This window comes from Streptomyces sp. B3I8 (assembly GCF_030816915.1).
Lineage (GTDB): Bacteria > Actinomycetota > Actinomycetes > Streptomycetales > Streptomycetaceae > Streptomyces.
Genome location: NZ_JAUSYN010000002.1, coordinates 824400 through 836099 on the forward strand (window position 1 = coordinate 824400; position 11700 = coordinate 836099).

At 68.6% G+C, this 11700-nt stretch carries 9 protein-coding genes; 6 read left to right on the forward strand and 3 right to left on the reverse strand.

Annotation, left to right across the window (positions count from 1 at the left end):
- Window positions 1–112: 112 nt before the first annotated feature.
- The 3 genes from QFZ64_RS05900 to QFZ64_RS05910 all read left to right on the forward strand — a co-directional run bounded on the left by QFZ64_RS05900 (window position 113) and on the right by QFZ64_RS05910 (window position 5452).
- A complete protein-coding gene (locus QFZ64_RS05900) occupies window positions 113–1705 on the forward strand; it encodes a glycoside hydrolase family 76 protein (RefSeq protein WP_307063040.1) in 1593 nt (530 codons plus the stop codon).
- 210 nt (window positions 1706–1915) lie between these two features.
- Window positions 1916–3622 carry an alpha-glucosidase gene (locus QFZ64_RS05905; protein WP_307063042.1) on the forward strand — a complete coding sequence of 569 codons (1707 nt, stop codon included), beginning with the start codon at window positions 1916–1918 and terminating at the stop codon, window positions 3620–3622.
- A gap of 717 nt (window positions 3623–4339) precedes the next feature.
- Window positions 4340–5452 (forward strand): hypothetical protein, encoded by a 1113-nt coding sequence (locus QFZ64_RS05910; protein ID WP_307063044.1) that lies wholly within the window; start codon window positions 4340–4342, stop codon window positions 5450–5452.
- A 392-nt stretch (window positions 5453–5844) separates the two neighbouring features.
- Here the strand turns inward: QFZ64_RS05910 and QFZ64_RS05915 are convergent, their stop codons facing one another.
- Entirely contained in the window at window positions 5845–6741 is an 897-nt protein-coding gene (locus QFZ64_RS05915) for a hypothetical protein (RefSeq protein WP_307063046.1), read from the reverse strand.
- 994 nt (window positions 6742–7735) lie between these two features.
- Window positions 7736–9166 carry a WGR domain-containing protein gene (locus tag QFZ64_RS05920; protein WP_307063048.1) on the reverse strand — a complete coding sequence of 477 codons (1431 nt, stop codon included), beginning with the start codon at window positions 9164–9166 and terminating at the stop codon, window positions 7736–7738.
- A 397-nt stretch (window positions 9167–9563) separates the two neighbouring features.
- Here QFZ64_RS05920 and QFZ64_RS05925 point away from each other — a divergent pair, with 397 nt between their 5' ends.
- On the forward strand, window positions 9564–9830 hold the full coding sequence (locus tag QFZ64_RS05925; protein ID WP_373430556.1) for a DUF397 domain-containing protein: 267 nt from the start codon (window positions 9564–9566) through the stop codon (window positions 9828–9830).
- 85 nt (window positions 9831–9915) lie between these two features.
- Here the strand turns inward: QFZ64_RS05925 and QFZ64_RS05930 are convergent, their stop codons facing one another.
- Window positions 9916–10377: a nuclear transport factor 2 family protein gene (locus tag QFZ64_RS05930; RefSeq protein WP_307063050.1), complete on the reverse strand. Its 462-nt coding sequence runs from the start codon at window positions 10375–10377 to the stop codon at window positions 9916–9918.
- Between the two features lie 96 nt (window positions 10378–10473).
- Between QFZ64_RS05930 and QFZ64_RS05935 the strand changes: the two genes are divergently transcribed.
- Together QFZ64_RS05935 and QFZ64_RS05940 are read left to right on the forward strand one after the other, a co-directional pair.
- Window positions 10474–11040 (forward strand): TetR/AcrR family transcriptional regulator, encoded by a 567-nt coding sequence (locus tag QFZ64_RS05935; RefSeq protein WP_307063052.1) that lies wholly within the window; start codon window positions 10474–10476, stop codon window positions 11038–11040.
- Window positions 11041–11119: 79 nt separating this feature from the next.
- On the forward strand, window positions 11120–11581 hold the full coding sequence (locus QFZ64_RS05940; RefSeq protein ID WP_307063054.1) for a DUF397 domain-containing protein: 462 nt from the start codon (window positions 11120–11122) through the stop codon (window positions 11579–11581).
- Window positions 11582–11700 lie beyond the last annotated feature (119 nt).

The window sequence follows — 11700 nt, forward strand, 5'->3', positions numbered from 1 at the left end:
CACCCCCCATTCGCACCACCCCCCGTACGCACCACCCCTCGTACCGCACCACCCCACAGGGAACGATCCGCCGCGCGGCGAGTCGTTCAGCGACAGACAGGGAGCGCACCCCATGAGGTACCGAACCCATGCGTTGAGGGCGACAGGAATCGTGCTGACGTCCGCGATGCTCACCGGCGGTCTTCTCGCGAGCGCCACGACCGCGAACGCCACGACCGCCGGCGCCAGGACCCCCGGCGCCACGACCGCGAACGCCGCCGCCACGTTCAGCAGCGCCGACCTCGTCAGGACGACGAACTCCTTCCTCTCCCACTACGCCGTCAACGGAGGGGACTTCAAGACCGACCTGTCCAACACCTCGGCCATCCACTTCTGGGAGGCGTCCTTCGACCGCGAGACGCTCACCGACGCCTCACGGCTCACCGGACAGTGGAAGGACAAGATCAGCGAGGCCTACTACCGGTACGAGAACACGCACTCGGTCGACCGCTTCGGGAACCCGAAGTGCTGGATCGGCAACGACACGGACTGGAACGACGACTACTCCTGGGCCGTCCAGTTCGCCCTCGACGCCTACGAGGCGACGGGCGACCGGCACATGCGCGACCAGGCCAAGTGGCACACGGACTTCTTCTACCGCGACTACTACGACGACGTCCACGGCGGCGGCTTCTGGCGGGAGCGCGGCACCAAGGACCAGAAGGACGTCCCCTCCAACGGCTTCGCCATAGCGGCCTCCGAACTGGCCCGCTACTACCCGGACGCCACGGTGCACAACAACCCGTTGAACACCGACAAGACGTACCTGCAGATCGCGCAGGACACCTACGACTGGCTGAAGAAGAGCTTCCTGCGGCCGGACGGCGGCTTCGAGAACTCCTTCTCCGGACGCTCCTGGGACGACAACCTCTACACCTACAACGCCGGTGTCTTCCTGGAACTGGGCGCCAACCTCTACGACCTCACGAAGGACGACACCTATCTCGCCGACGGGCGGAAGGTCGCCGACTTCGCCAGGTCCCACTTCACCACCGGGAGCAAGCAGATCATCGTCGACGAGGACGACGTCGGCGGGAACGGCCTGTACCGGCCCGACCCGGTGGGCAACTACGAGATCGTCTTCAAGGGCATCTTCCTGCGCGGGCTGTACAAGTTCATCACGCTCGGCGGGCAGGACCAGTACCTCGGCTGGCTCGGTGACAACGCCCAGTCGTCCTACGACCACCGCACCGACGACCTCCCCTCGGCCACCTTCGACCAGACCCTCACCAACGGGCGCTCGACGGGCGTGGCCTCCGGTCTCGCGGCGATGACGTACACCCTGGCCGCGCAGAAGCGCACGGGCAGGATCGAGGCGGAGACCGGCCTGCACTACGGCACGGGCCGCAACGAGTCGGCCTCGTCGGCGTCGAACGGCCAGCTCGTCGGGAGCATCGACAAGGCCGGGGCGGGCGTGGAGTTCCACAACGTGGCGGCGGCGAAGTCGCTGACCTTCAGGACCGCCAGCGCCAACAAGGGAGCGAAGCTCAGCCTGTACATCAATGGCCGCTTCGCGCGGAAGGTCAACTTCCCGTACACGGGGAACTGGAACGCCACCTTCACCGACACATCCGTCCCGGTGTCGGTCCCCGACGGGGCGACGGTCAAGCTCCAGTTCGACTCCGGTGACTCCGCCGCGAACATCGACTACATCACCGGCAGTTAGGCCGGAGGGCGGCGGCACACCGCCGGTGTGCGCGTCGGCGATGAGCACCTCGGCATGAGCACATCTGCCGTGCGCGCGTCGACGGTACGCGCCTCGCCGGGGCGCACCTCGCCGACGCGCGCTTCGGCGGTGTGCGCCGCTTCCGGCCGACAACGAATCAGGCTGCCGGGCGAATCCGCGGCGGCGACGCAAAGGGAAGGATGCAGCACGATGGATCCCTGGTGGAAAAGCGCTGTCGTCTACCAGATCTACCCCCGCAGTTTCGCGGACGCCGATGGTGACGGCGTAGGGGACCTGCGCGGAATCATCGACCACCTGGACCACCTCGCCGGCCTCGGCGTGGACGTCGTCTGGCTGTCGCCCATCTATCCCTCCCCGCAGGACGACAACGGCTACGACATCAGCGACTACCAGGACATCGATCCCCTCTTCGGCGACCTCGACGTCTTCGACGAACTGCTCGCCGGCGTCCACGCCCGCGGCATGAAGCTGATCATGGATCTGGTGGTCAACCACAGCTCGGACGAACACCCGTGGTTCCTTCAGAGCCGCAGCGACAAGGCCTCTCCCAAGCGCGACTGGTACTGGTGGCGCCCGGCCCGCGAGGGCATGGAACCCGGGTCGCCCGGCGCCGAACCGACCAACTGGGGCGCGGCCTTCGGCGGACCGGCGTGGGAGTTCGACGAGCGGACCGGCGAGTACTACCTCCACCTGTTCTCCCGCAAGCAGCCCGACCTGAACTGGGAGAACGAGGAGGTCCGCGAGGCGGTGTACACGATGATGCGGTGGTGGCTGGACCGCGGCGTGGACGGCTTCCGGATGGACGTCATCAACCTGATCTCCAAGGACACCGCGCTCCCGGACGGCCAGGTGTCGGACCACGGGGTCTTCCCCGACAGCGCGGCGGGGTACGTCAACGGCCCGCGCGTCCACGAGTTCCTCCAGGAGATGCACGAGCGGGTCTTCGCCGGCCGGGACGCGGTGCTCACCGTCGGCGAGATGCCGGGCGTGACCATCGACGAGGCCGTTCTCTTCACCGACCCGCGACGCCGTGAACTCGACATGGTCTTCCAGTTCGACCACGTCTGGGCGGACCGCGGTGACGACCCGTGGCAGCTCGTCCCGCTCGAACTCACCCGTCTCAAGGCCATCCTCGGGCGCTGGCAGGCGGGTCTGGCGGAGCGCGGCTGGAACAGCCTCTACTGGAACAACCACGACCAGCCCCGCGCGGTCTCGCGCTACGGCGACGACAGCCCCGCCCACCGCGTCGCCTCCGCCAAGATGCTCGGCACCGTTCTGCACCTGCACCGCGGCACGCCCTACGTGTACCAGGGCGAGGAACTCGGCATGACGAACTACCCGTTCGAGACCATCGCCGACTTCCGCGACATCGAGGCCCTCGGGCAGTACGCGGAGGCGACCGAGAAGGAGGGTCGCGCACCCGAAGAGGTGCTCACCGTGCTGCGCGCCCGGGGGCGTGACAACGCGCGCACCCCGATGCAGTGGGACGCCTCACCGCACGCCGGCTTCACCACCGGCCGGCCGTGGCTGGCCGTCAACCCCAACCACGACCGCATCAACGCCGCCGCACAGCACGACGACCCCGACTCCGTCTACCACTACTACCGCCGGCTGATCGAGCTCCGGCACACCGAACCGGCCGTGGTCGAGGGCGACTTCCGCATGCTCCTGCCGCACGACGAACGGCTGTACGCCTTCACGCGCCGGCTCGACGCCACCGAGCTCCTGGTCATCGGCAACTTCACCGGCGAGTCCGTGAAGGCCGAGATTCCGGACGCCGCCGCCTGGTCCACCGCCGAACTGCTGCTGACCAACACCACACCCCCGCCACCCGACCTCACCCTCACCCTCACCCCCTGGCAGGCGGTGGTCTACCGGCGCACGGTGGCGGACTGAAGCCTGCGACCACCGGTGTCCCCTCCAAGGGCGGGGACACCGGGACCGCGGCGCACGGCGGACACACCGCATGGAACCGGGCGTTCGCGCCCGGGAGGAAGCGCTTCTCCGGATCGCTCCGACCCGTAGGGGTCCACGGGTCTGCGCTGCCGGCCTCACCCGAGGCCGGGGCGGAGGGGGCACCGGAGCGTCTCGTCGGGGGTGTCCGGCCGCCTACAGCGCCTGCATCTCGCCCACCAGACGCTGGGAGGCAGCGGCGGGCACCCTCCCTTACGGAAGGGTGCCCTGTCCGGCCCGGGGCGCGTGCTGAGCGGGGGCGCGGATGCGGACGCGGTCGCCCGGGGCTCCGGCCGTGCCCGGCCGGTGCGCTTCTCGGGCCCGCCATCCGGCACCTCGGCCCCGCCGGGCTCGACGTCGCGAAGCCCTCCGGCGGATGTTCCTCGACATCACGGCGGGCAAGGTCGACCGCCTGCTGTGAAGCGGCCCGCCCGGCGAGATCGACCGGGTGTCCAAGGACTTCGTGACCGAGTGGGGACGGGCGGTGCCGCGGGCCCCGAAGGCATCCGGCGATGCTCGCCATCTTGCCCGCCCGGTCCTTGATCTTGAAACCTCCGGCACAGTTACATGGCTGTTGACCCCTGTGAGAGGCGACTCATGCACGAACACCGACGGCGCGGCGGGTCCGTCACGGGCCCCGACAGGACCCCGTCCCGTTCCGTGACGGCGTCCGCCGCGGAGCTGGAGATCCTGGAGCTTCAGCGCACGGCAGGCAACGCAGCCGTCAACCGCGCGATGCGGCAGAGGCCGACCGCGCCGGTTCAGCGCATGCAGAGGCCGACCGCGCCGGTTCAGCGCATGGAGGACAACGAGGGGAAGAGCCCCGGGTATCCGCCCGACCTCTCCGGCCTCACCCTCTCCTCTCGGACCTACGAGCCCCCCACCCTCTCGGCCCGGGCCCACGAATCGCCCCGTCGCAGCGACTCCCGCACGCCGAGCGACAGCCGGGACCGGGACGACCCCGGGGCTTCCCGTAAACCCGGTAATTCTGGCGTCCGTGTCGCCAAGAAGCTTTCCGACGTCCTCCCGGAGAGCGAATGGTGGAAACTCTTCATGGACCCGAATGACCACCAGAACGCACAGAAGAAGCACCCGGAGGACCCGGGCAGCTATTACGACAACGATCGATCCCCAGGATTCAGAGCGGGGATGGTCGCGGCATACCACCAAACACTCGAGAATCCCGAAAACACCCTCGATTCCGAATCGTACAGCGATCTCCACACCACAGTCACATCGAACCTGGGGAAGAAGCCGGAAAAAACAGGAAGGGGAGGCCAGCCGACGATATTCCCCTTGCGTGCCGACGCCATGAGCGAGGACACCAATGAACTGCACGTCGGCGACCGAAAACTCCTGGCGGACTTCGCTCACTTCTCCTTCGACAAGCCGAACAAGGATCTCGGCAGGGCCGTCTCCGTTCTCGGCGTCCCCACCGCGAAGAAGCAGAACAATACCGAGATCTCGACCAATTATAATATTGCAGACTGGTCAACGCTGGTCGATCAGATATTCCAGGATTACTACAGCGAAATAAGCACCGCAGAAACCGAAGAAACCAGGCTTGAAATAATAGCAAAGACGATCACCAAGCTGCAGATAACACATCCGTTCCAGGACGGGAACCGCCGGCTCAACGTTCACGTGATCCTGCCGAAGCTGCTCCTCGAAAACAATATCAGGCCGGTGATCTCACCGGATGTGCGCCACATATTCCAGGGTGGCGCCAGCCACAAGAAGCAGGTGGAGATCCTGCGGCAGAGCCAGATCTAGTCTGGCCCGCCACCACCGAACACCGGCGCGAACCGCCCTTCGAGGGCATGCCCCTTCTTCCCTTCGGCCCTTTTCCGGGCGCCTTTCGAAGTGCCGTCATCACGACAGACCGAACCGGAGCGGAGCCGTGTACACCGACGGCGACGACATCCGGGCCGCGGACCGCGCGGCCACACAGGTCATGAACGTAACCAACGCACTCCGACGAACGCTCGGCACCGACCAGACGGCCGGCAACGACGAGACCAAGGTGGGCTTCGACCCCGGCGACCCGGCGATGTACCTGTGGTCGGAGCACGCGGGATGGCCCTGCGGCCCCTCGTCCACAACCACCCGCCGCAGTACCGGTTCAACCCCGGCGCTCGGCCTGCACGCCACGAACCGGCTCCCGTTCACGGCGGTGAGATCCCGTCCAACCCCTTGTAGGGAACCGGTCGGCCGGTGCGCGCGTCGAGCAGGACGCGATTGCCCACGGGACGTTCCAGTTCCACCGTCACCTGCTGCAGACTGGCCTGCTTGGTGCAGGTGCTGCCGCTCCCATGGCCCTTGACCGCGGCCGAGAGTACGACGCTTCCGTGTGTCTCCAGTACGTCCACCTCGGCCTCGTCGTCGCAGACCCCGTGAAGGGCGACCACCGTCACCGAGCGCCCGTGGTCGGTGATTTTTACGAGTCGGTCGAGTGGATGGCCGGGGATGTCACGAGCTGCCTTGATCGGTGACGTAGGAAGTTCCGATGGAAGGACCGCAGCTCGCTTGAGGGGAGTGGTGTAGCCGTCCAGGCTGAAGAGCCAGGCCGGGACTGTCGCCGACCCGCGGCTGGTGATCACCGTCATCCTGCCCGGTTTCGCCCCGGTCACCGTAAGGTGCGGTCTGCCGTCGACGTGGGTGTCGGCCAGGCCCTCGTACGACCGTACTGCGCCCTCCAGCGGCCGGGCGAGGGAACCACCGCCGGTCCACATGACCTGACCGTTCCGGGGTTCATCGACGGGCAGTTCGCCCCTCAGAACGAATTTCCTCTCCTTGAAGGCCAGCTTGTCGGCCTCGCTGTGCGGGCCGCCCTTCGGCAACTGAACCGGCTCTCCCCTGGGGTAGTAGCCGGCGCGCCACGCTGCGGCAGCCGCCGAGCCGTCCCAAGCCGCGGCGACCAACTGGGCGCGGCCTGTGAGCCGGTCCGTGTCACTGTCGGCCGGCGCGCTCCGGCTGGCACAACCGGTGACGGCCGCCAGGACGACGACGGACAACGCGATCTCAGCAAGCACGCCTACCGAGCGCGATGTCCTGATGGGCACGTTCTCTCCCGAGGTGCGGAGCGGCAGCCGGCTGTTTCTGCTCCTGTGACGTGACCGGGCCACAACGGGTTTCACCGGTTACGGCAACTGAACGGACTCGGCCGTCAGGAGACGTGGAGGCCACGGTCGTCGCCAAGCTCGCCGTCGGCCGCCTTCAGTCGAACACGGGTTTCCGCGCGTCGTGGGCGAGCGGCATGAGGCTGCGGTGATTGCACAGTGTGGGGACCGGTGGCACACGGCCGGCCGGACCAGATCTGGACCCTGTCACGGATAAAGACGCCGATCGGACGCAGACGCCCGGTGTGGGCAACCGTGGTGGATCGATGAGCCGACGTCAGCCGTGGCGGACAGGCTGAGCCACGATTGTCCACGGCGGTCGCGCCATCCGCCCATGGACGCACGACACGACCCCGAGGTCCCCTTCGTTCCCGACGGCACGGAAGGGCTCAGCGGATTCCGCGGTGGCGGTCCAGGCCCTTGACGCGTTTGCGGTACCAGTCCAGTTCGGCGCGTGCGTAGTGGCGCACGGTATCCCCGCCGAGGAGATTGTAGGCAAGGGCGCTGTGTCAGAAGTACTGCACGGCTTGAGCCATGTCCCGGTGCACCGGTATGGCTCGTGTGTCCTGGTAGGCGCCGCAGTCGCACGGCGGGGGGCGGGAGGAGTGCCTTGTCAATGCCGTGAGTGAGGGCAAGGTGAGCGTGGGCGTCGGCGCCCGCAAGGCGGACTTCGAGAGGTTCCTCCAGGACTCGATCCCCAGCGCCTGTTCGACCTCGGCCTCGCCCTTGCAGCGCGCTCTTCCGCGCTCCCGGTCCGTCGCCCTGTCCGACTGCTTCTTCCCACCCGCCAAGGGTGGCACCCAGCCGGCACGACCGGCACCAGTATGCGTGCCATGTACTCAGTTCACAGACACTCTCTTATTTCACTCGTACACCCGCATGACCACGCCGGCCCCGGCCGGCCGGTTGTGGGGACCGACGAGCCGGAATCCGTGCGTCAGACCAGCCGCCTGATCTCACCGCGTACCCGATAGAAACCCGCCTGGGCGGGATGCAGGGCGTCGACCACATAGCGGGCCCCCGGCTGGCGCATCCCGCGCGGGAACTGCACGTTCCACGACGGCTCGAAGCCGTCGGAGAGGACATGGACCCGCAGCCTGCCCGCCTCCTGGACGCACTCCACGACCACCGCGCCGGCCGGGGCCGAGGTGACGGTCGTGACCGTGGCCGCCGGGGTGTAAGTGGGCAGCGCCGCCGCGGACTTGATGTCCGCCGCGACCGGGACCGTGCCCTGCTGGGCCGCCGCGACGGCCGCGGGGCTCGCGTCGAGGCACACCAGTGAGCCGTCCGTGGTGACCATGTACAGCTTGTCGTCGAAGAACTGCATGGACAACGCCGAACCACCGCCCGTACCGAGCTTCCACAACCGGGTGCCGTCCGCGTCGAAGCAGTACACCGACGAGGAGCTGTCGCCCGCGAAGACGAAGCGGCCGCCGGGCGCTGTCGCACACGAGTACACGCTGGCGTCGCAGCGGAAGGTCGCCTCCACCGCTCCCGTCGCCTTGGACATCCGCTGCACGACGTGGCGTGCGGTGCCCGCGTACACCGAGTCGTCCTCCTGCCAGCCGAACAGCACCTGGCCCTGGGCCGGGGTGTGCCACAACTCGCCCGAGCCGTCCGGTGCGTAGGCCGTGACGCCCTTGGCGTGTCCGTGGTAGACGCCCCGTTCGTCGGCGCGCACCATCCAGCCCTGAGCTCCGGTGGACTTGCGTGCCCACTGGTACTCGTCCTCGTGGTCGATGACCGTCAGACCCCCGTCGGCGGCGGAGACGTTCAGCACGCCTTCGCGGATGTCCAGCCAGAAGATGTCCACGTCGGCCGCGATGTCGTACGCCGCGAACGGAAGCTTCGAGGAGAGGTCGTAGACCTTGCCGTCGTCGCACCCCGCGTATATCCAGAAGTCGTCCGCCACCAGGCACTTGACGCCGTCGGGGAGCTGGTAGCGGGCCAGGACCTCACCTCCGTGGCTGACGGTGTAGACGTCACCCGCCTGATTCCCCACCCAGCAGCGGTCCTCGTCGACATGGATACCGAAGGCCGCCGCACCGGTCCTGAACCTCCACAGCACGGGCGCCACGGCGCGGGCGGTGGAGGGCGCGGAACTGACCTGGCGGCGCGTCACCGCTCGGGCCGCGCGCTGCCCCTGGACCGCCGGTGCGTAGCCCTTGCGGACCTTCTCGCCGATCTTCTTGGCTGCCGCGGCCTGTGCCTTCGCCTCCGAGGGGAAGGTCGAGGTCTGCGACTGGCCGCTGGCACCGATGCGTCCGTAGCGCACCGAGACCACTGTCCCTCGCACGGTCACCTCGTAGAACTTGTGTGCCCCCTCGCCCTGCTGGGACAGCTCGAGATACGTGGTGGTGGATGACATGGCAGTCCCCTCGGCAAGATGAACCGGCGCTCCGTGCACACCGTGTTCGACGAAGAGAATGCTAGGAGGGACCACTGACATCGCCACGGGCGAGCGGGTCCCGTCGGACGCGGCTCGGCCCCCTGGGTACTCGGTCGACCGCGGGCACCTCACGGGCGACGCCTCACCCCTCGCGCACACCGGCCGGGCGGCGCACGATGGGCTGCGTCGGCGCGAGGGAGAGCCGTGGTCGCACGGTGCGTGGGGGGATCGCGTAGGCGGCGAACGCGCGCTCCGTCTCCACGACGGCTCACTCCGCGACGCGCGACGAGGTGCCCGAGTAATGGACGCCGAGGCGGGACAGCCCTTAGGGCAGCGGCTTTCCGTTCTCCCGCAGGAGCGCGGAGAGGACCGGCACGTGATTCCGCAGCGGACTGTCGACTTCGACCAGGAGGTGCTGCCGTTCGGCTTCGGAGCGATGGGCCAGGACGGGCCGCGCTGGTCCAAGAGCAGCTACAGCGGGTCGGGAGGCGGCGACCGCGTGGAGGTGGCCGCCGGCCTGGACGCCGTGTACGTACGGGACTCCGAGGTCATGGACGGCGGCCCCGTGCTGCGGGCCGGCCGGGGCGAGTGGGCCGCGTTCGTAGGGCCGGCGGCCGGTGGGGCGCCGTTCCGGTCGGCGTGATCTCGCAGTCGTCGGCCTGGGGACCGCGAGGTGTCGGCCCCGGTCGCCTTCGTGGCCACGACGGATCGTGAGCGCCCGTTCGTCGCTACAGGAGCGGGAGGTCGACTCCGTATTCGTCCCTGGGCCGGGGGCCGTGAATGCGGCGGTCGGCCTCGGCCATGGCGACGTCGTTGATGCTCGCCTCGCGGCGTCGCATGAGGCCGCGCTCGTCGAATTCCCACAGTTCGTTGCCGTAACTGCGCCACCATGCGCCTTCCGCGTCGTGCCACTCGTACTGGAACCGGACGGCGATCCGGTCCTCGTGGAACGACCAGAGGTTCTTGCGCAGCGCGTAGTCGAGCTCCCGCTCCCACTTCCGGGTCAGGAAGGCGACGATCTCCTCGCGTCCGCTGATGAACGTGTCCCGGTTGCGCCACGTCGAGTCGGGCGTGTAGGCCGACGCCACCCGGTGGGGATCGCGGGTGTTCCATGCGTCCTCGGCGGCCTGGACCTTCTGCTGGGCGGTCTCCCGCGTGAACGGCGGGTAGGGCGGTCGTTTGTCCGGCACTGCTGCTCCTCTTGCCGAGAACGGTCGAGAACGGTCGTTCCCTACCGGTCGGGACTAAGGTAGGGAACGACCGTTCTCGATGTCAAGGAGTGTGGGATGCCGGCCCCGATCACCGAGGAGCAGAACCGCTCGGACCGCGAGGCACTGCTCGACGCGGCGGAGCGGCTCTACTACGAGCGCGGCATACAGGCGGTCGGCATGGACGAGGTCCGTACGGCATCGGGCCTGCCCCTGCAGCGGATCTACCGGTTCTTCGCGGGGAAGGAGGACCTGGTGGTGGCGGTGCTCAAGCGACGCGATCAGCGCTGGCGCGGAAGCCTGTCCGCCCACGTCGAGCAGGTCCAGGACCCCCGCGAGCGGGTTCTCGCCCTCTTCGACTGGCTGGCCGAGTGGTTCGCGGAACCCGGTTTCCGCGGCTGCGCCTGGATCAACGCCCACGGCGAACTCGGCCCTTCCTCCGAGGCGGTGCTGGCGGAGGTCCGGTCGCACAAGCGGGCCTTCCACGACCAGGTCGCGGTGTGGGTCCGTGCCACCGGGCTGCCGGTGGCCGAACCCGTCGTCCTGCTCGCCGAGGGAGCCATCGTGACGGCCGGCATCAGCGGCGATCCGGCCCCGGCGCGACATGCCCGTGCAGCCGTCGCGACATTGCTCGGCATGCCGTGATCCCCTGCTGAACGGCGAGGAGGTCGAGGACTCTGCACGACTCGGCGAGCGGACGACGAGAGACGGGCGCGTGGAGCAGGTGACCGAGAAGACCGAGAAGACCGAGAAGGCGGCCGCACCGCACTGGTTCCGGAGCAACCACAGCGGATCGGGCGGCGGCAACTGCGTGGAGGCGGCCGCCGGTCTCGACGTCGTGTGCGTGCGGGATTCCAGGGCCGCGGACGGCGGGCCCGTGCCGCGCGTCGGCCGGGGGGAGCGGGCGGCGTTCGTCGCGCTCGCGGCGGAACAGCCGGCGCCGACCTGGATGCCCGGGCGGAACAATAGGCTAATCCGCGTCACCCGAGGCGAGGTGGTGCCCGTCAGCCTCGCCGAGATCGCCCAAATCGCCGGTATGGGGCACAGCCGTCAGCAACTGGCGCCTGCGCCACGACTCGTTCCCGACCCGGATCGGTGGCACCGACGTCAGTCCGCAGTTCTCCCTCGCCGAGGTGGAGGAGTGGCTGCGGAAGAACGGCGAGCTCACGGGCATCGACGCACGTGAGCTGCTCTGGCCCGGTTCGAGGCGCTCGGCAGCAGGGACGGTCCGGGGCCGGCCGGGGCCGGGCCGGCCCGGCGCATGCGTTCCCCTCGTACGCGCTCCGATCACCCGCGACTGCCGCC